Annotated in this window: 21 protein-coding genes and 1 pseudogene; 12 read left to right on the plus strand and 10 right to left on the minus strand. The window is 67.9% G+C overall.

What is annotated here, in order from left to right:
* The first annotated feature begins 57 nt into the window (after nt 1-57).
* Genes GKO32_RS01095 through GKO32_RS01105 form a run of 3 tightly spaced genes read left to right on the plus strand, consistent with a single transcriptional unit; the run spans nt 58 to nt 3,315 of the window.
* Nucleotides 58-1,269, plus strand: a complete 1,212-nt coding sequence (locus GKO32_RS01095) for an MFS transporter (protein ID WP_246242976.1) — start codon at nt 58-60, stop codon at nt 1,267-1,269.
* Complete coding sequence (gene allB, locus GKO32_RS01100; RefSeq protein WP_154754834.1) at nt 1,256-2,569, plus strand: allantoinase AllB; 1,314 nt, start codon at nt 1,256-1,258, stop codon at nt 2,567-2,569. Before GKO32_RS01095 ends, allB begins: the two co-directional genes overlap by 14 nt.
* Nucleotides 2,566-3,315, plus strand: coding sequence for an aspartate/glutamate racemase family protein (locus tag GKO32_RS01105; protein ID WP_154754835.1), 750 nt, complete (start codon nt 2,566-2,568; stop codon nt 3,313-3,315). The genes allB and GKO32_RS01105 overlap by 4 nt, the downstream gene beginning before the upstream one ends.
* 70 nt (nt 3,316-3,385) lie before the next feature.
* On the opposite strand, the pseudogene GKO32_RS01110 reads toward GKO32_RS01105, so the two are convergent.
* The 3 genes and pseudogenes from GKO32_RS01110 to GKO32_RS01120 all read right to left on the minus strand — a co-directional run.
* Nucleotides 3,386-3,469 (minus strand): annotated as a pseudogene (locus GKO32_RS01110) (Crp/Fnr family transcriptional regulator); the annotation flags it as partial.
* Between the two features lie 154 nt (nt 3,470-3,623).
* Complete coding sequence (locus tag GKO32_RS01115) at nt 3,624-4,076, minus strand: peroxiredoxin (RefSeq protein WP_154754836.1); 453 nt, start codon at nt 4,074-4,076, stop codon at nt 3,624-3,626.
* A 4-nt stretch (nt 4,077-4,080) separates the two neighbouring features.
* Nucleotides 4,081-5,046: a quinone oxidoreductase family protein gene (locus GKO32_RS01120; RefSeq protein ID WP_154754837.1), complete on the minus strand. Its 966-nt coding sequence runs from the start codon at nt 5,044-5,046 to the stop codon at nt 4,081-4,083.
* A 133-nt stretch (nt 5,047-5,179) separates the two neighbouring features.
* Here GKO32_RS01120 and GKO32_RS01125 point away from each other — a divergent pair, with 133 nt between their 5' ends.
* A complete protein-coding gene (locus GKO32_RS01125; protein WP_154754838.1) occupies nt 5,180-5,851 on the plus strand; it encodes a TetR/AcrR family transcriptional regulator in 672 nt (223 codons plus the stop codon).
* Nucleotides 5,852-5,922: 71 nt separating this feature from the next.
* Here the strand turns inward: GKO32_RS01125 and GKO32_RS01130 are convergent, their stop codons facing one another.
* From GKO32_RS01130 to GKO32_RS01140, 3 genes are all read right to left on the minus strand, one after another.
* Nucleotides 5,923-7,029 carry an acetamidase/formamidase family protein gene (locus GKO32_RS01130; protein ID WP_154754839.1) on the minus strand — a complete coding sequence of 369 codons (1,107 nt, stop codon included), beginning with the start codon at nt 7,027-7,029 and terminating at the stop codon, nt 5,923-5,925.
* Between the two features lie 65 nt (nt 7,030-7,094).
* Nucleotides 7,095-7,640, minus strand: a complete 546-nt coding sequence (locus GKO32_RS01135) for a cupin domain-containing protein (protein ID WP_154754840.1) — start codon at nt 7,638-7,640, stop codon at nt 7,095-7,097.
* Between the two features lie 140 nt (nt 7,641-7,780).
* Nucleotides 7,781-8,377, minus strand: coding sequence for a TetR-like C-terminal domain-containing protein (locus GKO32_RS01140; RefSeq protein WP_312867387.1), 597 nt, complete (start codon nt 8,375-8,377; stop codon nt 7,781-7,783).
* 72 nt (nt 8,378-8,449) lie between these two features.
* Here GKO32_RS01140 and GKO32_RS01145 point away from each other — a divergent pair, with 72 nt between their 5' ends.
* Nucleotides 8,450-9,514 carry an amidohydrolase family protein gene (locus GKO32_RS01145; RefSeq protein WP_154754841.1) on the plus strand — a complete coding sequence of 355 codons (1,065 nt, stop codon included), beginning with the start codon at nt 8,450-8,452 and terminating at the stop codon, nt 9,512-9,514.
* A gap of 29 nt (nt 9,515-9,543) precedes the next feature.
* On the opposite strand, the gene GKO32_RS01150 is transcribed toward GKO32_RS01145, so the two are convergent.
* Entirely contained in the window at nt 9,544-10,137 is a 594-nt protein-coding gene (locus GKO32_RS01150; protein WP_154754842.1) for a TetR/AcrR family transcriptional regulator, read from the minus strand.
* Between the two features lie 124 nt (nt 10,138-10,261).
* Here GKO32_RS01150 and GKO32_RS01155 point away from each other — a divergent pair, with 124 nt between their 5' ends.
* Together GKO32_RS01155 and GKO32_RS01160 are read left to right on the plus strand one after the other, a co-directional pair.
* On the plus strand, nt 10,262-10,666 hold the full coding sequence (locus GKO32_RS01155) for a Dabb family protein (protein WP_154754843.1): 405 nt from the start codon (nt 10,262-10,264) through the stop codon (nt 10,664-10,666).
* 36 nt (nt 10,667-10,702) lie between these two features.
* Nucleotides 10,703-11,644, plus strand: coding sequence for an NAD-dependent epimerase/dehydratase family protein (locus GKO32_RS01160; protein WP_154754844.1), 942 nt, complete (start codon nt 10,703-10,705; stop codon nt 11,642-11,644).
* Here the strand turns inward: GKO32_RS01160 and GKO32_RS01165 are convergent.
* A complete protein-coding gene (locus tag GKO32_RS01165) occupies nt 11,639-12,628 on the minus strand; it encodes an aldo/keto reductase (RefSeq protein WP_154754845.1) in 990 nt (329 codons plus the stop codon). The genes GKO32_RS01160 and GKO32_RS01165 overlap by 6 nt on opposite strands.
* A 144-nt stretch (nt 12,629-12,772) precedes the next feature.
* Here GKO32_RS01165 and GKO32_RS01170 point away from each other — a divergent pair, with 144 nt between their 5' ends.
* The 4 genes from GKO32_RS01170 to GKO32_RS01185 all read left to right on the plus strand — a co-directional run bounded on the left by GKO32_RS01170 (nt 12,773) and on the right by GKO32_RS01185 (nt 16,887).
* Nucleotides 12,773-13,645, plus strand: coding sequence for a sugar phosphate isomerase/epimerase family protein (locus GKO32_RS01170; RefSeq protein ID WP_154754846.1), 873 nt, complete (start codon nt 12,773-12,775; stop codon nt 13,643-13,645).
* A 15-nt stretch (nt 13,646-13,660) separates the two neighbouring features.
* Nucleotides 13,661-14,473 (plus strand): alpha/beta fold hydrolase, encoded by an 813-nt coding sequence (locus GKO32_RS01175; protein WP_154754847.1) that lies wholly within the window; start codon nt 13,661-13,663, stop codon nt 14,471-14,473.
* A 161-nt stretch (nt 14,474-14,634) separates the two neighbouring features.
* Nucleotides 14,635-15,882: an MFS transporter gene (locus tag GKO32_RS01180; RefSeq protein ID WP_154754848.1), complete on the plus strand. Its 1,248-nt coding sequence runs from the start codon at nt 14,635-14,637 to the stop codon at nt 15,880-15,882.
* Nucleotides 15,883-15,918: 36 nt separating this feature from the next.
* Nucleotides 15,919-16,887 (plus strand): LysR substrate-binding domain-containing protein, encoded by a 969-nt coding sequence (locus GKO32_RS01185; RefSeq protein ID WP_154754849.1) that lies wholly within the window; start codon nt 15,919-15,921, stop codon nt 16,885-16,887.
* A 9-nt stretch (nt 16,888-16,896) separates the two neighbouring features.
* On the opposite strand, the gene GKO32_RS01190 is transcribed toward GKO32_RS01185, so the two are convergent.
* Nucleotides 16,897-17,769 carry an oxidoreductase gene (locus GKO32_RS01190; protein WP_154754850.1) on the minus strand — a complete coding sequence of 291 codons (873 nt, stop codon included), beginning with the start codon at nt 17,767-17,769 and terminating at the stop codon, nt 16,897-16,899.
* A gap of 87 nt (nt 17,770-17,856) precedes the next feature.
* Here GKO32_RS01190 and GKO32_RS01195 point away from each other — a divergent pair, with 87 nt between their 5' ends.
* On the plus strand, nt 17,857-18,471 hold the full coding sequence (locus GKO32_RS01195; protein ID WP_246242977.1) for a TetR/AcrR family transcriptional regulator: 615 nt from the start codon (nt 17,857-17,859) through the stop codon (nt 18,469-18,471).
* Here GKO32_RS01195 and GKO32_RS01200 read toward each other — a convergent pair.
* Nucleotides 18,424-19,290: a helix-turn-helix transcriptional regulator gene (locus GKO32_RS01200; RefSeq protein ID WP_154754852.1), complete on the minus strand. Its 867-nt coding sequence runs from the start codon at nt 19,288-19,290 to the stop codon at nt 18,424-18,426. The two genes, GKO32_RS01195 and GKO32_RS01200, sit on opposite strands and share 48 nt — an antisense overlap.
* Nucleotides 19,291-19,310: the final 20 nt, after the last annotated feature.

Raw genomic sequence — 19,310 nt, forward strand, 5'->3', positions numbered from 1 at the left:
ACTGGCTCGCCGAATTCCCCTGACCTCACGCACGACGTATCGGATTCCGCCGGCCTGTTGGCACCATTTCGCTATCGGCCTTTCCGCCGGCTGGTGGCGGCCCGGTGCGCGAGCTCCTTCGACAAGACCATGGCACCGGTCGTGCTCGCGTTCGCGGTACTGGACCTCAACGGATCACCACTCGATCTCGGACTCGTGATCGGCGCGAGATCGTTGGCACTGGTCGCCTTCGTGATGGTAGGCGGTGTCGTCGCCGACCGGTTGCCCCGGATGCTGGTCTTGCAGGGATCGGGTGTCGGCGCCGGGGCGGCACTCGCGTTGGCCGCCGCAAGCATGTACGGCGGTTTCGCCTCGGTCTCCCTTCTTTTGTGGCTGAGCCTGATCAGTGGCGCGTTCGCCGGTATCTCGCTTCCCGCGATTATGGCGCTCACCCCGGAAACGGTGCCGGGCGGGCTGATCCGGCAGGCCAATACGGCCTCCCGGCTCGGCGCCAACGCGGCCCTGCTGATCGGCGCGTCCAGTGCGGGGATCGTGGTCGCAACACTGTCCTCCGCTACGGGAATCGTCCTCGACGCGGCGATGTGCGCGCTGATGGCGATCTCGTTCACCGGGCTCGGGCAAACCAGTGCCGTGCCTGCCCGTGCGGGCGCGCATCCGATCAGGGATTTGCGCGAGGGCTGGCAGGAGTTCACCGGCCGACAGTGGTTATGGGTGGTGACGGTGGCTTTCGCACTGGTCAACGCCGCTGCGGCCGGTGGCCTCCAGGTGCTGGGGCCAGTGGTCGCCGATGACTCGTTCGGCCGTTCCGTCTGGGGTTTCGCATTGGCCGCGCAGACGGGCGGCATGCTGTTCGGCGGCCTGACCGCGATGTACTGGAAACCGGCTCGAGCGCTGGGCGCCACGGTGGCACTGTCCATTTTGGAGACCTGCCCGCTGCTGGTGCTCGCGTTCCACCCACAGCCGGTGCTGCTGATGCTCGCGATGACCGCCGCCGGGATCGCCATGGAACTGTTCGGTATCGCCTGGGATGTGTCCTTACAGGACAACGTCCCGGCCGACCGCCTCGCACGTATCTATGCGTATGACGCGCTGGGGTCGTACGTGACGATCCCGATCGGGCAAGCAATCGCCGGTCCGCTGGCGGGTCGCGTCGGTACTGACGTCACGTTGCTGCTGTGCGCGGGCCTGGTCGTGGTCGCCATCGCCGGGGCATTGTGCAGCCGCAGCCTCCGGGAACTCACCAGGAATCCCGGCCATGACAAGCGTTGACCTCGTCATCCGCGCGGCACGCGCCGTCACGGCGGCCGGGGAAACGCCCGCGACGATCGCGGTCTCGGACGGACGGATTGCCGGGGTCGAGCCCTTCGCAGCGGATATTCCCGCGCACACCGAGGTGCGGCTGGATGCGGACGTGGTGCTGCTACCCGGCTTGGTGGACACGCATGTCCATCTACAGGATCCCGGCCGGGACGCCTGGGAAGGTTTCGAGTCCGGCACCCGGGCGGCCGCGGCCGGTGGCATCACGACCGTGGTGGACATGCCACTGGACAGCTTGCCCGTCACCGTGACGCCGCAAGCGCTGGCCGCGAAACGCGCGGCTGCCGCGAACCGGTCCCATGTGGACGTCGGCTTCTGGGGTGGTGTCACACCGGGCAACCTGCACCGGCTACCAGCACTGCGTGCGGCCGGGGTGCTCGGCTTCAAGTGTTTTCTCGCCGATTCCGGAACTCCCGAGTTCCCGCCGATCACCCCGGCGCAACTCGGCGCGGCGCTCACGGAACTCGCCGGCACGGTGGTGCTGGTCCACGCCGAGTGGCCGGAACCTGGCCGCCCCACGGGCGGCACGACTTATCGCGATTTTCTGGATCAGTACCCGGTGGACATCGAAACGCGGGCCGTGGCGTGCGTTCTCGAAGTCGCGCGGCGCACGCGAGGCCGGGTGCACCTCGTCCATGTGGCGAGTGGCCACGCCGCGTCGATGATCGCGAAGGCGCGTCGCGACGGGATCGCTGTCACCGCGGAGACCTGCCCGCACTATCTGACTTTCAGTGCGCCGGATATCCCGGACGAGGGCACCGAATTCAAGGTGTGCCCGCCGATCCGCGAACCCGCCGACCGCGACCAGTTGTGGCGTGCACTCGAAAGTGGCGCACTGGACATGATCGTATCCGACCATTCCCCGTCACCGGCAGCCGGAAGAAGCCGTGACTTCGCCTCCGCGACGGCGGGTATCAGCTCACTTCAGCTCAGTCTGCCGGTGACGTGGACCGCGGCGAAACAGCGCGGCATTCCGTTGGCCAGGCTCGCCGACTGGATGTCGGCCGGACCGGCCCACCTCGCCGGGCTCGCCACAAAAGGCCGGATCGCCGCGGGCAAGGACGCCGATTTCTGCGTTCTGGCACCGGATGAACGGTTCGTCGTCGACCCTGCCGCGCTTGCGCATCGCCAGCGGGTCACGCCGTACGCGGGAAAGGAACTGTTCGGAGTGGTACGGGAAACCTGGTTGCGTGGCGAACGCGTCAGTTTTTCCCGGCCACGAGGCCGGTTACTGGTCAGGGGGAATGCATGAGAATTCTGGTCGTCAACCCGAACACCACCGAGGAGATGACAGAGGCCATCGGCGCGGCCGCCCGCCACTATGCCTCGCCGGGCACCGAGATCATTCCATTGACCGCTCGTTTCGGGGCGGCCGGCATCGACAGCAATTTCGAGAGTTTGCTTTCCGCGGTGGCCGTCATGGATCTCGTCTCCGGATACCAGGGTCCCTTCGACGCGGTCGTGCTCGCCGGTTTCGGTGAGCACGGTCGCGAGGGAATGCAGGAGATCGTGGACGTTCCGGTATTCGACATCGCCGAATGCTCCGCCCACGTGGCGCAGCTCATCGGCCGCTCATACTCGGTCGTCACCACGCTGCACCGGTCGATCGCCGCCATCGAGGACCGGCTGACGGTGGCCGGGTTGTCCGCCCGCTGTGCCTCCGTCCGTGCCGCGGGACTGTCCACTCTGGACATCGAACGATACCCGGAACGGGCTGCCGAAAGGATTCTCGAGCAGGCGAGGCTGGCCGTGCACCAGGACCGGGCCGAAGTACTGTGCCTCGGATGCGCGGGGATGACCGGCCTCGACGAGAAGATCACCACCGAACTCGGCGTACCGGTGGTCGACGGTATCGGTGCCGCTGTCGGCCTCGCCGAAGCCGTGGTGGGCATGGGTTTGCGCACCAGCAAGGTGTGCACCTACGCCCGCCCCGAACCCAACCAGCTCACCGGCTGGCCGATCACAGCGCGAGTTGAACGTTCCGGTCGCGCGAGTTGAGCGTTCCGGTGGCGCGAGTTGAGCGTTCCGGTGGCGCGAGTTGAGCGTTGCGGTGGCGCGAGTTGAGCCGTTAGCGGGCTCGCCGGGCTCGGGGTTCTGGCGCCAGGAGCAGGACGGACTTGCCGTCCAACCGGAGCCAGCCTCGGTGGGCGAACGTCGAAGAACAGGTCCTCGGCTTGGAGCATCGCGTCGATCATGCGTGCGATCTCCCAGCCTGCTCCGGCGAACGTGCCGGCTACGCGCCGGAGCATGGCGTGGGAGTGGAGTTCCCGCAGCGGCGGATCAGTGCGGTCGCAGAGGGTTGCGCTTCACGCGAATGCGCGCAGTGCTTCGTCCGCGTGCAGATTCATGTTCGTTTCGCTGTGAATGATCTTGACGACGCGCCGGTCCGTGCCGATCGCGAAGGTCCACCGCTTCACCGGCGTGAGCCGGCCCAGCAGGCCACCACGGGCGACCCCGAAGATGCCGGCCACGGTGCCGTCTTCGTCCGACAGCAACGGATAGTCGAACGAATGCTTGTCGGAGAACTCTTTCTGTCTGTCCACATTGTCCCGGCTGATGCCGACCCGCTGCACCCCGGCGGTCGCGAAATCGGCCGCCACGTCACGGAAGTGACAGGCCTCCTTCGTGCACCCTGCGGTCATCGCCGCCGGGTAGAAGAACAACACCACCGGACCGTCGGCCAGCAGCCCGCTCAGTGAGCGTTTCGTGCCGTGCTGGTCCGGCAGTTCGAAGTCGGGGACGAGGTCACCTTCTTTCATGCCGTCACCTTGCCACTTCCAGCACGATCTTGCCGAAGACCCCGCCGGCCTCGAGCTTGCTGTGCGCATCCGCAGCACGTTCGAGATCCAGCACCTCGTGGATGATCGGGGTCAGCTCACCGCGAGCAACCAGCGCGAAGATCTCGCGCAGCGCGGACAGCCTCTCGGGCAGGTCGACGGCGTCGAGGCTGACCAGCGAGAACGACAGCGAGCGGCGGTCGAGCAACGCGGTCGCCAGCTCGGCAGGCGGCAGTCCGCCGGCGACACCGGCGAGGACGACGCGGCCGTTGTTGTTCAACTTGCCGGAGAAGGTCAGCAAATCGGGACCGGCGACCGTGTCGAGGATGACGTCGTATCTCTCCGGCGCGGCACCGCTCAGCGGCGCACCGGCGCGATCGACCGCGTGGGATGCGCCCAGCTTGAGCAGGCGCTCGGCACGCTCGGGCGACGACGTCGACGCCGTGACGATCGCCCCGCGCCTGGCGGCGAGCTGGACCAGCATGACCCCGATACCGCCGCCGGCGCCACGCACGAGCACCTGCTCGCCCAGCCTGATCTGCGCGCGCCGGATCACGAATTCCGCGGCTAGCACGTTGACGCCGAGGGACACCGCCTCGGCCGACGAGATCGTTGGCGGCAGCGGAACAAGCTGGTCGACGTCGACGGCGACGAACTCGGCGTAGCAGCCCGACTTGATGCCCTCGGCCACCATGGCGAAAACCCGGCTGTTCAGCCACGCCTCGTCGACACCCTCGCCGACCTCGGCGACTTTTCCGGCCATTTCGAGCCCCGGGGTGAATCCCGGTGCGACGTCGGGCAGGAAACCCTGACGCAGCAAGGCGTCCGCGAGACCGACGCCGGCGGATTCCACGGCGACCAGCACCTGTCCGGGGCCGGGAGCCGGTTTCGGATGTTCGATCGGCTCGAGGTTCTCCGGGCCGCCGAACGACTTGACCACGATGGCTTTCAACGCACTCTCCTCCAACTATTTACCGTCTAGACGGTATGTTAGTAAGGTGGTGTGCGATCGGTCAAGGAGACGTCGCGGCCTACGATGCGACGGTGGTCCTGCACGGTCCGACAAGCAGAGGTGACGTTCGGCGATGAGCCAGAGAAATACGGAGGCGCCGGCCAAGCCCCGGCGTCGCACGCAGGCGGAGCGTTCGGCCGCGACCCAGGAACGGCTGCTCACCGCCACCGTCGAGTGCCTTTACGAGCTCGGCTATCACAAGACGACCACGTACACCGTCGAGCAGCGGGCCGGTGTCACGCGAGGCGCTCTGCTGCATCATTTCGCTTCGAAGCACGCGCTGCTCGTCGGCGCGGTCGCGTACATGGTGGAGACCGCCGAGCGGCAGCTGGTCGCCGATACGGCCACGGTTGCGGGCAAGAACGTCGGCGAGGAACTGACCGACTTGCTGTGGCGGCAGTTCACCAGCCCGACCTTCGTCGCGTTCATGGAAATCACCATGGCCGCCCGCACCGATCCGGCCCTGCGTGAAGCGCTTGCCGAATCGCAAAACCGCTTGGACGCGCTGTGCCGGACGGCCGCCCGCAACGTGGCCGGCCACATCGACGGCGGAGCGATCGACGACACCACCTTCGGCATGGGCATCGAGCTGACCATCCGGTACATGCGTGGTGCCGCCGGCATGCTGTTGCTGGACGACAACGCGGGGGGCCACGATGAGATCTACCGGGAGTGGCAGCGTCTCGTGGCCCCGTACTTCACCGGCTCCGTAAGGAAGACGCGAAGGACCGCACCTCGCGATTGAAGCGCCCGGACTCCTCGATGCAGGGCGGATGTCCGGACCCAATTGCCGGCCGGCGGGATATGGACCCGGGGTCAGTCTTCGAAGATGTCGAGCGGAATGCTCATCGACACCTGGGCGTGTGGCACGTTGACGATCGAGCTGATCTTCAGATCACCGGCGACACTGGCGATCAGATAGGCCTGCTCGCGGGTGTAGCCTCGATCGACGCACAGCGCGTCCACCATCGCGCGCAGTGCGTTGCGGGCTGCGACGCTCGCGTCGAGCGGAAAAACCTCTCCATCGGAGACCGATAGCGCCGTGGTGGAGAACCAGCCCCTGGTGGCCGGAATGGTGCGCGCCGGCAGTGCCGGTTCGGCGAACGTGGGATTGTCCTGACGGCGGCGAGTCGCTTCGCCTTTGAGTAGTTCGAACCTGGCGGTGAACGTGCTGCTCATTTCGATGGCCGTGCCGCAGGTTTCGCCGTCGCCCTGCGCGAAATGGGCATCGCCCGCGGAGAACAGTGCACCCGGCACATCGACGGGGAAGTACACCGTTGTCCCCGCGACGAGCTGCCGGATATCCATGTTCCCACCGACTTCGTGGGCCGCCGTCGTGCGCCACGCTTCCCGCGCGATTTCCGGTTTTTCCGGACGGGCAAACGCTTCCATCGGCTTCATCACGAGCGCGCCACGGTCGGCGGCGATCTGTTCGCGGGCATTGGCGCGGCGCAGCCGTTCCAGGCTGGGGGCGACGCCGATGGTGCCGAGGAACGGCGCCCCGGGCACGGCGATACCGGGCAGCTGCGCGCTGCGGGCCTTGCCGCCCTCCAGGTGCCAGTGAGCGAGGATGGGGCCGCGGAACTCGTCCGGCATGAACCCCCGGCCTGGCGCGGTCAGGGTGAACGCCCGGCCGCCGGGGATGATCTCCAGCAGGTGCACGGCCAGCAGATCCCCGGGCTCGGCATCGTTGACGTACACCGGGCCGGTCAGCGGATGCACTCGCCCCGGGGAGAATCCAGCCGGGAGATCGTCGGTCGTCATGGGCTCGTGGAGCTGCCCGTCGGCGGCGTCGATCGTCGTCATCTCGACGGTGTCGCCCGAGTCGATGTGCAGTTCGGGCGGGATATGCGGATGCCACCGGTTGTGCCCGTTCCGCACCCCTTCGCCTTCCCGGATGGCCTGAATCCGGTGATGCCCCATGCCGCGCCTCTTTCGGTATTTCCGGCCAGGTGGCCGGCGGCCGGATCGCCGCCGGCCATGGCTGTTCAGGACTTTTCGACGGCCAGCGACTTGCCGAACTCCTCGTCGTCGGCGACGGCCGCGCTGTAGTGCTCGCGGTAGAGTCCGGCTTCCTCGTCGTAGAGGAATACCGTGGTGCCGAACACCTTCGGCGCGTGGAACACGACGCCCTCGAAGTCCTCGGACGCCTCACCCTCGCGGTGGCGGTTCATCGCGGGCTGGTGCATGACGGTGCCCGCGCCGAGCCGGACCGCGCCGATGCCTTCGAACTCGAAATCCGCCCAGCCCTTGATGATGTAGGTGACGGAGTATCCGAAGTGGTGCATGTGCCAGGGGCTGCCCACCCATTTGTAGCCGGGCTTCGAGCGCATGATCGTGACCCTGGCGTCCCCGGCGGCCAGCGCCCCGAGATCGGACTCGCGGATCTCGCTGGCGTCGAAGCCGGGCAGCGTGCGGAAGCTGCCGGGCAGTTCGGCGCGGAACATGTCAGGGGTCGCCATGACCATGTCCGAGGTGGGCGGCGGAAGCGGGGGCGCGGCAGGGAAATTCGCGGTGGCGATTGCTGCTGACATGGGACAGACCTCACCTGGATTCGACTCAAACGGAAGTTACCGTCTAGACGGTATGTTATTTGGGGCGGTGAGACCTGTCAAGGAACCTGCGGCTGACACAGGGCTTGTGCTACGTGCGGGTGGATCGGAAACGGGAGGGATCACGGGCGCAGCAGCGGCAGCAGCACCTCGTCCACGATCGCCTCGACTTCGGTGGCCGGCACCGTCCCGATATCCATATGGGTGGCGATCACCAGCCGTGGACCCACTCCGGCCACGCGCGCGGTCACCGCATCGGCCCGCACCTCACCGCGTTCGGCAGCCGCGCGCAGCAGATCGGTGAGCAGTCGCTGACGGGGTTGCACCACCAGTTCCCACACTTGCGCATACAACTGGGGATGACGGTCGCGCTGGGTCATCAGCGGCCGCAACGCCCGTCCGTGCGGCTCGTCCAGCGCACGCGCGAACTTCGTCAGCAGCGCGAGCAGATCGCCGCGCAGCGAACCGGTCGCCGGCGGCGTCGTTTCCGTGAACCCGACCTCCGGATCGGCCAGCGCGGCCAGCACGAGCTCGGCCGGGCTGCGCCAGCGCCGGTAGAGCGCCGCCTTCCCGGTCCGCGCCCGGATCGCGATCTTGTCGAACGTCAGCTGGTCGACGCTGGACTCGGCCAGTTCGGCCAGCGTCGCCTCGAAGATCGCCCGGGTCAGCGCGGCGCCGCGACGCCGCGCTCGCGGGAGTTCGTCCGGTTCGGTCGCCACCCCACCATGTATAGCCGGTGGCTCGCGTAGAGTCGTTAGTGAACAGTTTCGTTCTCTATTGGAGCTGACGTCATGACCACCGCTATCCGCAACGTCCGTGTCTTCGACGGCCACGGCCTGTCCGAACCGACGACCGTCATCGTCGACGGCGCGATCCTGGGCGGCGACACCACGGGAGCGCGGACCGTGGATGGCCACGGTGCGACTCTGCTGCCCGGCCTGATCGACGCCCACATCCACCTGGACGGTCGCGGCACCCTCGAACAGCTCGCCCGATGGGGTGTGACGACCGGGCTGGATATGACGACCTGGCCGCCGGCGAAGCTCGCCGGGCTACGCGGCGTCGCGGGGGTGACCGATATCCGCAGCGCCGGCACCCCGGTGATCGGGCCGGACGGTCCGCATGCGCGCCTGCTCGGAAGGGTTGAGGGCGCCGTACTGCGCGAGGCCGGGCAGGCGCCCCAGTTCGTCGATACCCGCCTCGCCCAGGGATCGGATTACCTCAAGGTTGTCCTCGAAGCCCCGGGTGAAGGCGGGCCGGATGCCGACGCCGCCCGTGCCCTGGTCCGTGTCGCCCACGAACGCGGCGCACTCGTCGTCGCCCACGCCGCCTCGCCCGGTGCCTTCACGCTGGCCACCGATATCGGCGTGGACGTGATCACCCACGTCCCGCTGGGCGCCCCGCTGGACGCGCAGGCTGTCGCCGCCGTCGTCGGGAACCGGGCCGTATCGGTGCCTACGCTCACGATGATGAAGGCCATTGCGGACAACGTCGGCAAACCCGAAGCGCTGGCCGGGGCGCTGGCCACTGTCGCTGCGCTGCACGCCGCCGGAGTCCCCGTGCTCGCCGGAACCGACGCCAACACCGCACCCGGCACCCCGGCGCACGTGAAGCACGGCGAAAGCATCCATCACGAGCTGGAACTGCTCGTCGACGCCGGCCTGAGCCCCGTCGAGGCGCTGCGATCCGCCACCAGCTTGCCCGCCCGGTACTTCCGGTTGCCCGACCGCGGTGCGATCACCTCGGGCTTACGGGCCGACCTCGTCCTGGTCGAGGGGGACCCGACCACCGATATCCGCGCCACCCGCGACATCCTGCGTGTCTGGTGCGGTGGTATCGAGCTGGAACCCTTCTGAGGCAAGGGAAATCACCTCCGACGTCCGAGCTAAGGTGCCTCGGTCCGCCAGCCGAGAAGGATCGCGCGGAGCGCTTGCTCCGCGAGTCGCCGGGCGCGGTCATTGCCGACGGTGCCGAGGTAGCCGAGTGACGCTATGCCGTGCAGCGTGCCCCAGATGATCTCGCAGGCCTCGTCGCGGTCGGCAAGGACTACGTCGTGGGCGTCTGACCAGGTGGTGAGGAGTTCCTTCACGACGGCGATGGCCGGTTCCGCGGCGCGCCGGCGCTCGTCCGCGTCGACTGCTGCGCCGTTCATGAGCTCGTAGAGGTGCCGGTGCCGGCCGGCGAACCGGACGTATTCGGACGCGACTCGCATCATGCGCCGGTCGATGCCGGGCTCCTCGGTGGCCTGCTGGAACTCGGCCAGCATCAGGCGGTGGCCGTGTGCGGCCAGTTCCAGCACGAGCGCGTCCTTGTTGGCGAAGTGCTGGTAGACGACCGGCGCGGAGTATTCGACGTCGGTCGCGATGCGCCGGATCGTCAGCGCCGCGGCGCCCTCGGTCTCGAGAACGTGCAGCGCGGCCTCGATGATCCGTTCGCGGGTGCTCGCCCGTTCGCGGGCCCTTCTTGTGCTGGTCGGCATGTCCCGTCACTTCGTTCCGATGGTGTCCTCGGACACTAGCCGCCGCCCTTGACGGCAGCGTCGGGGCGTAGCTAGATTAACGACGTTAGAAAATCTAACAATGTTAATAGGTGAGGTGCAAGGCATGATCTATCACATCGCCCGGGCCACGATGAAGGCCACCGCGACGCCGGAGCAGATCGAGGCGGCCCTGGAGGGCTGGCGTAACCAAGGCCGATCGATTCCCGCGGTCAAGTCCTTCGTCGTGGGCCGCGACCACGGCGGCGACTACGAGTACAGCGCGGTGTTCGCGGTCGAGGACCTTGGTGGACTCTTCGCATATCTGACGCACCCGACCACGTATCAGACCGACCACCTCGGTCTGGACCTTGTCGAGCGGCTCGAAATCTTCGATATCAGCGACGACGACGATCCGGAGCTGAACGCGAAGATCCAGGACCTGCACCGGCGCCGCAACGAGCTCAACCCCGAGGTCGCCGGAATGCTCGCCGATGTGCCCGCCTATAGCGGCTCCGGCGTGGACGACTGACCGAGATCCCAGCCCCAGCAAGGAGAAAACCCTGTCATGGCCGATCATGTCATCATCGGCGCCGGTTCCATCGGCACGAATGTCGCCCGCCTGCTCACCGAGCGCGGCGAAAGCGTCCGGATCGTCACGCGCAGCGGCTCCGGCCCCGACCACCCGCTGATCGAGCGGGTCGCCGCTGACGCCTCCGATGCGTCCCGCCTGAGCGAGCTGTCCCGCGGCGCGAAAGTGATCTACCACTGCGCGAACCCGCCGTCGTACACGGTGTGGGAACGCTTGTTGCCGCCCTTGCAAACGGCGGTGATCGCCGCGGCGAAGGCGAACGACGCGGTACTGGCGCTCACCGGCAGCCTCTACGCCTACGGCCGGCAGCCCGGCGGCAGGATGAACGAGCACACCCCCTTGGCCGCCACCGGGCACAAGGGCCGCCTGCGCAAACGGATGTGGGAACAGGCCCTCGCCGGCGGCATCCGCACCGTCGAGGTCCGCGGCGCGGACTACATCGGCAAGGACGCGGCCAGCCTCTACTCCATGGTCATCGAGCCGGCGTTGAAGAAGGGCGGCACCGCGTGGATCCCCGGCCACCTGGACATGCCGCACACCTTCACCTTCAACGGCGACATGGCACGGGCCCTGATCACGCTCGCCCAGGACGAACGCGCGTGGGGCCGGGCCTGGCATGTGCCGTCCCCGCCGGCCGTCACCATCCGCGAACTGGCGCGGCGTTATGCCGTCGCCGCGGGCCGGCCACCGATCAAACTGATCCAGATGCCGCGCTTCCTGATGCATGCGGTCGGGCTCGTCGTGCCGATCGCCCGCGAGATGGCCGAGATGGACTACCAGTGGTACGAACCATTTCACATGGACGCGACGGAGACGGCCGAGACCTTCGGCCTGACCGCCACCGACCTCGACACCGCCATCCGTGACCAGGTCAGCGGGATCAGGCCGGAACATGCCGACGACGGACGGCGGTCATGAAGCCCCGTCTTCGGATACGGGGGGAATGAGGCCCGCCGCTGCCAGGTCGGCCCAGAAGTCGCGGGGAACGGGCCGGCCGGCGGCCGTGATATTCCGCCGGACCTCGGCCGCCGATCGGTTACCCACGACGACCGCGGCGACGGCCGGGTGACGGACCGGATAGGTCAGCGCCGCGGCGGCGAGGTCCACGTCGTGCACCCGGCAAAAGTCCACAATGCGGGCGACCCGCTCTTGGACTTCCGGCGGCGGGCTGCCGTAGTCGTAGCTCGAGTTGGGGTCTCCGGTGGCCAGTATCCCCGTGTTGAACGGTGAGGCGATCACCACCGCGTGGCCGGATTCGAGGCAGTACGGCAACAACTCGTGCGTCGGTTCGTGGTTGAGCAAGGTGTACGAGCCCGCCATGATGAATCCGTCGACCGCCGCGTTCCGGGCGATGGTCAGACACACGTCCGATTGCCGCGTGGACACCCCGATCGCCCGGATCTGGCCCTCGTCCCGGAGCTGAGCGAGCGTAGGCAGGCACTCGTCGAGTACGAGTGCGAGAACGTCGTCGAACTGATCACCGTGCATCGCCCGGTCGATGTCGTGGACATAGACGATGTCGATCCGGTCCGTTCCCAGGCGTTCGAGGCTGCGAAAGACGGACTCGCGCGTCGCCGAAGCGGAGTAGTCGAACTGGCGAGCGGAGCTCGGATCGGCCACACCGGGGCGGTTGGGCAGGCGCCCGACTTTCGTCGAAATGACCAGCTCGTCCCGCTCATGACGGCGGACGAAGCGCCCGAGCCGCCGCTCGCTTTCGCCGCTCAGGTACAGCGGTGCCGTGTCGAAATCTCGTACTCCCTGCTGCCAGGCCGCTTCGAGCATCTCGTCGAAAGCGCGCTCGCCATCCCGGTTCGACTGGGTACCGGCCCCGACGCCCAGCCAGCCGAGGGTGACGCCCGTCCGGCCGAAGGGGGTCCGGGTTTGTGTTCCGATCACTGTCACCTCGCCAGTATCGGGGGCCGCGCTCCGGCGGACCCTGCCGATACGTCAATCCGGCTCGGAAAGGTCCGACTGGCGTATCGGCGCGCCCCGTCGACGAAGCCTCAGCCAAGCTGGGCGCAGCAATGTCGCACAGGAGGACGCCGAATGCGCTACGGATACGCCACGGTCGGGCTGCCCACGCTCGACCCCGGGGAAGCCATTGCCGAGGCCGCGGAGGCGGGATATGCGGGCCTGGAATGGAAAGTCGGCGAGGCCCCGCACGCGATGGGCAGCAGCGCCGAGACTTTTCTGGTCGGTAACCGCACCACGCTGTCCCTCGATCCCGCGGATGGCAGGCGGGTCGCCCGGCTGAGCGCCGCCGCGGGACTCTCGGTCATCGGCCTCAGTCCCTATGTGCGCACCGGTGATCTGTCTACTTTGGACAAGGTGCTGGCCGTCGCCGAGGCCTCGGGAGCGCCGCAGATCCGGCTGCAGGGCCCTCGGTTCGAGCCGGGCGGCCCGGACTACCACGAGCTTTCCGCCCGTTTTCACGACTTCTTCACCGACGCCGCCGAACACGCCTCCCGATCCGGCGTGCGGCTCGTCCTCGAGATCCACCAGCACACGCTTTTTCCCAGCGCATCGCTGGCACAGCGGCTGGTCTCGCATTTCGACCCGGCGAGGGTCGGCGTCATCTACGACGTGGGCAACATGGTGTTCGAGGGCTACGAGGATCACCGGATCGGCAGTGCATTGCTCGGGCCGTATCTGCATCACGTCCATTTGAAGAACGCCCTGTTCCGTCCCGGCAACGGCGGGGATCCGGTGCGGGTGCACCGTCCGATGTGGAGCCCGCTGGACGACGGCGTGGTCGACGTGCCCGGGGTGCTCAGGTATCTGGACGAGATCGGTTACGACGGCTGGGTATCGCTGGAGGATCTCAGTACCGAGCGCGACCCGGCGGAGACACTGCGGCACAATGCCCGCGTGCTCGCCGCTTGCGGGGCACCGGGCTGGTCCGTACCGGTGGCCGGCTGACGACGAAGGATCACGATGAACGCCCGGTTTGTGACCGTCGACGATGGAGTCGACTTGTTCTGCACCGACAGCGGGGACACCGCCGGGGCGCGTCCCGTCGTACTCGTGCACGGCTGGCTCTGCGACTCCGACGACTGGGTCCACCTCATTCCCCTGCTCACGGCCCACACCCGCGTCATCACCGTTGACCTGCGCGGCCACGGGCGGTCGACGGTAGCCTCCTCGGGTTACGGTCCTGCGGTTTTCGCCGACGACGTCGCCACGGTGATGCGCGCGCTCGGCGTCTCGAACGCCGTGGTCGCCGGGCATTCGGCGGGCGGCGAGGTGGGACTGCTGGTCGGCGAACGCCATCCGGATCTGGTGGCCGGCCTTGTTGCCATCGATCCCGTCTATGCGCTCCCGGCTGAGCGCCGCGCGGGGTTCGAGACGCGGGCGGAGGAGCTGTCCGAGCCCGGCGCAGCCGCTCTCGCGTCGGCCCATTTCGCCTCGATCGAAGGCCCCAATACCCCGGACTACCTGCGGGAATGGCACCGACGGAGACCGTTCGCGATCGCGCCGCACGTCATCGCGGAAACCTCCCGGGGCTTTGCATTGGGACCGGACAGCATCCGGTTGCGTCCCGATGCCGACGCTGTCCTCCTGCGCCGCAGGGTGCCGGTATTCGCCGTCTACCGGGACGCGGCACAGGCCGCGGTCGACCGGGCGCTGTGCCCGCATCCGGCCAGCGAAATCCACAGCTGGCCCGACGCCGGGCATTGGCTGCACCAGGAGGATCCGGTGCGTTTCCACCGGATGCTCCGCAGTTGGCTGGCACGACTCGATCGCTGAACGCCGAGAGGATCCAGGTATCGCATCGGTCCGACCCGCATATGGCGGGGCGGACCGGGTGATCCGTCGGCCGATAGTCGGATGACACCGCGACAAACCCGCCCGCGGGCACCGAATTCCCCTCGATCGCACGCCCACCGTCCGGACAAGGAGGTCCCCACGTGGACACTACGGAATCGACCACGAGCACCCCGGTGCAGACGACGACATCCAGCCCGTCCCCCTATCGCTGGATGATCCTCTTTCTGTGCTGGCTGGCCTTCACCGTCATCTACGTCAACCGCACCGCGTGGTCGGTGGTGGCCGTCAGCGCCTCGCACTCGCTCGGGTTGTCCGTCGCCGAACTCGGGATCTTCGCCACGGCGATGTCCATCGGCTACGTCGTCACCAACATTCCCGGCGGGATCTTCGCCGATCTGATCGGGGGCCGCACCGCCGTCGGGATCTCGCTGGTCGCCGCCGGCATCCTCACGTTCGTGTTCGGCACCGTCACCAACCTCGGCCTCGGCATCGCCGTGCAGGTCCTCATCGGACTCGTCAGCGGCGCCGACGTCGCCTCCTTCACCAAGCTCCTCAGTCGCTGGTTCCCGCTCTCCGAACGCGGCACGGCCTTCGGCCTCTACATCACCTCGACCGCGGTCGGGGGTGTGCTCGCCAACGCCACGATCCCCGGCCTGATGGCCAAAGTGAACTGGAACGGCGTCTACTTCGTACTCGGCGGGCTGTCCATCGTGATCGGCGTCGTGTGCTGGACCTTCCTGCGGAACAAGCCTCCCCGCGAGGTCGCGCCGGAACCGGCCACTTCGCACGGCGACCGGCTGAGCGTGGCCATGATGCTGAAAAACCGCAACCTTCTCTCGCTTTCCGTTGCCGGCCTTGGCATGCAGTGGGGCACGCTCGGCTTCTTGGCGTGGGGTAACTCGCTGATGGTCAAGGCATTCGGGCTGTCCACCGGGAAGGCCGCCCTCGTCATGGTCATCGTCAGCACCACCGCGATCGGGGTGAAACCCCTGGTGGGCTTCCTTTCCGACCGGATCCGCGGCACCCGCAAGATCCATCTGATGGTCCTCAGCGGCTACTTCGTCGTGATCCTCATCGTGTTCGGGCTTCTGCACAGCTACACGGCCATGCTCGCCCTGGCGCCCTTCCTCGGCCTCGGCGTCTACGGCTATACCGTCCTCACCAACTCGACCGTCCCCCAATACGCCGACCCGCGTTACGTCGGGAGCGCATTCGGCTTCGCCAACACGTCGTGGCAACTCGGCGGCGTGTTCGCCCCCATCGCCGTCGGCGCGGCATTCGGTGCCACCGGATCACTTCTGCTCGCGGTCAGTGTGCTGGCGGTCGGCCCGCTGCTCGGCGTGCTCCTGCTGCTGCCGATCCGGGAACAGGCCAAACCGGCGGCTTGACCGTAGAATGCTCGGGCGGCGGAGTGAGGAGTGAAGGTGGAACTACGGCACCTGACCTACTTTCTCGCGCTGGCCGAGCACCGGCATTTCGGCCGGGCCGCCGCTGCCGTCGGGATCAAGCAGCCGCCGTTCTCCCAGCAGATCAAGCAACTCGAGCAGGAGCTGGGTGTCGAGCTGGTGGAGCGGCGGCCGGGTGGTTCGGAGCTGACCGAGGCCGGGCGCACCTTCGCCGAGCACGCCCGCGCGGTTCAGGCCGCTGTGGAGCGTGCTCGTGCGGAAACCCTTCGCGCGGCGCGCGGGGAGCTGGGCCGGATCGAGATCGCCGCCCTGGCTTCCTCATTCACCAAGATCCTGCCCCGCACACTGCGTGTGCTGCGCACCCGCAGGCCGGATCTCGTCGTCCACCCGGTCGAGTATTCCCGCACGGCTGACGGTGTGCGGGCGGTGCTGGAGGGCACCGCGGACATCGCGTTCGGGCGTCCTCCGCTGTCCAACGGCCGGGAGACCGGCCGGCTGCTGGCGCTGCCACTGGTGACCGAACGGGCGATGCTGGTGCTGCCCCGGGAACACCCGCTGGCCACCGAGCCGACGGTCCGCATCTCGGCGCTCGTGCATCAGCAGTTCGTCCTGACGCCACTGGAAGAACGCTTCCCGCGCTACCTGCACCTCGCCTGTGCCGCCGCCGGTTTCGAGCCGGCGATCGCGGGCACGGTACAAGGGATCCACACGGTGGTGGGAATGGTGGCAGCCGGCCTGGGCATCGCCGTCGCCCCGGAAAGCGCGGTCGTGCCGGGGCGGCTCGACGTCGTCTTCCGGCCGATCGCGCCGACCGTCCCGGCCCCGCCGTTGAGCTTGGTCTGGCGTGCGGACGACACCCGTGCCTCCACCGCGACCTTCTGGCAGCTCGTGCGGGAAGTGCTGGAAATCGAGGCCACACCGGTTTCCGAGCAGGAATTCGACCGCCGCTATCTCACCGCTCTCCGTGAACGGCAGGGAGCAGGCTGAGCGGCTCAGTCAGTTCTGGGTCGTGAGGGGGAACCGGGTGCCGGTGAGTTGTTCGGACAGTGCCCACAGACGGGCGGCGAGTTCGGCGTCCTTGGCCTGGGCGGAGCGGTTGATGAGTTCGGGTGCGCCGCGCATGTGTGCGAGGTGGCTCGGTCCGGCGAAGCTGTCGCCGGGGAGGTCGGCGACGGCCGCGTAGAGGACGGGGAGGGCGCCTTGTTCGGGGCTTTGTGCCAGCAGCCGGACGAGAAGTTTGGCGAAGGGGCCGCTGTCGGTGTAGATCTCGGAGGCGACGAAGCCGGGATGGGCGGCCTGCTCCAGGACCTTCGAACCGGCGCGGTCCAGGCGGCGCTGGAGTTCGGCGGTGAACAGCAGGTTGGCCAGCTTCGAGCGGTTGTAGGCCCGTGACTGCTTGTACGGGTGGTGTTCGTCGTGGGGGTCGTCGAAGTCGATGCGGCCGGCACGTTCGGATTGCGAGGCCACGGTCACCACGCGGCCGGTGATGTGCTCCAGCAGCAGGTTGGTGAGGGCGAACGGGCCGAGGTGGTTGGTACCGAACTGCAGCTCGAACCCGTCGACGGTGCGTTGCAGTGCCGGTACCGAGATGCCGGCGTTGTTGATCAAGAGGTCGATGGGCCCCTGCCAGCGGGCGGCGAACGCGCGGACCGAGTTGAGGTCGGCGAGGTCGAGCACACTCACCTCGGTGTCACCAGGTGTGGTGCGCGCTGCTGCCTGGCCCTTGTCGTAATTGCGCACGGCGAACACGACACGCGCGCCGGCGCCGGCCAGGGCGCGGGCTGTCGCCAGCCCGACCCCGCTGTTGGCTCCGGTCACGATCGCGGTCTTGCCCGACAGGTCCGGGATGTCGGCAGTGGTGAACGGCATTACGGGCTCCTTAGATCTGATTGCACTCGGTGGCATCACTCTACAAGGGTGATGCCACCGAGTGCAATCAGGAGTAGGCTGCGGTTCATGGCCAGATGGGAACCGGACGCGTACGGGCGGCTGCGCGATGCGGCGTTGGCGCTGTTCGCGGAACAGGGCTTCGAGAAGACGACGGTCGCGCAGATCACCGAGCGAGCCGGGCTGCACAGGCGGACCTTCTTCCACCACTTCGCCGACAAACGCGAGGTCGTCTTCACCGCTCAAGGAGACTCCGAAGAGCTCATCGCCACCGAGATCCGCGCGCAGCCGGACTCCCTCGACCCGCTCCACGCCGCCATAGCCGGGCTCAAAGTCGCGGCCGGCACGATCTACGAGCAATACCGCGAAGGCGCGATCAACCTCGGCCGCATCATCGCGGCGAGCCCTGAACTCCAGGAACGCGAACTGGCCAAACGAGGCGCCCTTGCCGGCGTCATCGCGGACGCGCTCCGTGACCGTGGCACCGCCGATCCGGCCGCCACGGTCAGTGCCTGGACGGCGGTCGCGGTCTTCTTCGCGGCACGAAACCAGTGGAACCAGGCCGGAAATCGTCAGCCGCTGGTCCAGCTCATCGAGACCACCCTCGAAGAATTCCTCAGCGCGACAACATATCCGTCAGCCGCCGCCGGGAGACGGCGGTTGACGGTGCCGGCCGGCGAGTAGCCGCAGACTGTCCTCTGTGGACGATCCGGGAGTGGCGAGCATGATCGTGATCAGCAGATCGGGATCGCCGGGCATGGTGAGGACCTCGTACTGCAGCTCCAAGATGCCCGCCTCGGGATGCTGGATACGCTTGCTGCCGCTGCTCCGGTCGTAGACATCGTGGCGTGCCCACAGGCGCCGGAACTCCGGGCTGGCGATCGACAGCTCACCGACGAGCGAAGCGAGCTCCGGGTCCTGGGGGTGGCGTCCCGCGTCCAAGTGCAGCCACGCCACGATCTCGGCCGCGACCGCGGACCAGTCGGGGTAGAACGCCACCGCATCGGGGTTCGTGAACACGTGGCGAGCCGAATTCCGGTCGTTTTTGGCCTGACCGCTGAACCCGAATACGACGTCGCCGGGCCGGTTCCAGGCCAGTACATCGGTGCGACGACCGAGGATGAACGCGGGCGCTTCGGTCGCCTCGAGCAGCCGCAGGAGTTGCTCGCGTACGGCTCCGTCAGCGCTGTCGCCGCGCTCGGTGGGCCGGGCGAGCATTTTCAGGTGCGCGGTTTCGCCGGCGCTGAGCCGCAGTGCACGGGCGACCGCCTCCAGGACGACGTCCGATACGTGCGGGCTGCGCCCTTGCTCGAGCCGGACGTAGTAGTCGACGCTGACCCCGGCGAGCTCGGCCAGTTCCTCCCGTCGTAGACCGGCGACCCGCCGCCGGCCCGCCGTCGGCAACCCGATGCTTTCGGGCGCGATGCGGGCACGCCGTGCCTTCAAAAACGCCGTGAGCGCGGATCGTGCGTATTCGGGGCCGGAACGGGACGGATCACTCATGTCGCGGCCTCTGGAGCCTC

Source organism: Amycolatopsis pithecellobii, from assembly GCF_009707865.1.
Classification (GTDB): domain Bacteria; phylum Actinomycetota; class Actinomycetes; order Mycobacteriales; family Pseudonocardiaceae; genus Amycolatopsis_E; species Amycolatopsis_E pithecellobii.

Bases quoted from the DNA above. Each gene is read 5' to 3' on its own strand.
- GKO32_RS01160 (WP_154754844.1), top strand. From the start codon at position 10,703: ATGGCCGATCATGTCATCATCGGCGCCGGTTCCATCGGCACGAATGTC.
- GKO32_RS01145 (WP_154754841.1), top strand. From the start codon at position 8,450: ATGACCACCGCTATCCGCAACGTCCGTGTCTTCGACGGCCACGGCCTG.
- GKO32_RS01190 (WP_154754850.1), bottom strand. From the start codon at position 17,769: ATGCCGTTCACCACTGCCGACATCCCGGACCTGTCGGGCAAGACCGCG.
- GKO32_RS01155 (WP_154754843.1), top strand. From the start codon at position 10,262: ATGATCTATCACATCGCCCGGGCCACGATGAAGGCCACCGCGACGCCG.
- GKO32_RS01125 (WP_154754838.1), top strand. From the start codon at position 5,180: ATGAGCCAGAGAAATACGGAGGCGCCGGCCAAGCCCCGGCGTCGCACG.
- GKO32_RS01170 (WP_154754846.1), top strand. From the start codon at position 12,773: ATGCGCTACGGATACGCCACGGTCGGGCTGCCCACGCTCGACCCCGGG.
- GKO32_RS01135 (WP_154754840.1), bottom strand. From the start codon at position 7,640: ATGTCAGCAGCAATCGCCACCGCGAATTTCCCTGCCGCGCCCCCGCTT.
- GKO32_RS01115 (WP_154754836.1), bottom strand. From the start codon at position 4,076: ATGAAAGAAGGTGACCTCGTCCCCGACTTCGAACTGCCGGACCAGCAC.
- allB (WP_154754834.1), top strand. From the start codon at position 1,256: ATGACAAGCGTTGACCTCGTCATCCGCGCGGCACGCGCCGTCACGGCG.
- GKO32_RS01195 (WP_246242977.1), top strand. From the start codon at position 17,857: ATGGCCAGATGGGAACCGGACGCGTACGGGCGGCTGCGCGATGCGGCG.
- GKO32_RS01105 (WP_154754835.1), top strand. From the start codon at position 2,566: ATGAGAATTCTGGTCGTCAACCCGAACACCACCGAGGAGATGACAGAG.
- GKO32_RS01130 (WP_154754839.1), bottom strand. From the start codon at position 7,029: ATGGGGCATCACCGGATTCAGGCCATCCGGGAAGGCGAAGGGGTGCGG.
- GKO32_RS01150 (WP_154754842.1), bottom strand. From the start codon at position 10,137: ATGCCGACCAGCACAAGAAGGGCCCGCGAACGGGCGAGCACCCGCGAA.
- GKO32_RS01175 (WP_154754847.1), top strand. From the start codon at position 13,661: ATGAACGCCCGGTTTGTGACCGTCGACGATGGAGTCGACTTGTTCTGC.
- GKO32_RS01200 (WP_154754852.1), bottom strand. From the start codon at position 19,290: ATGAGTGATCCGTCCCGTTCCGGCCCCGAATACGCACGATCCGCGCTC.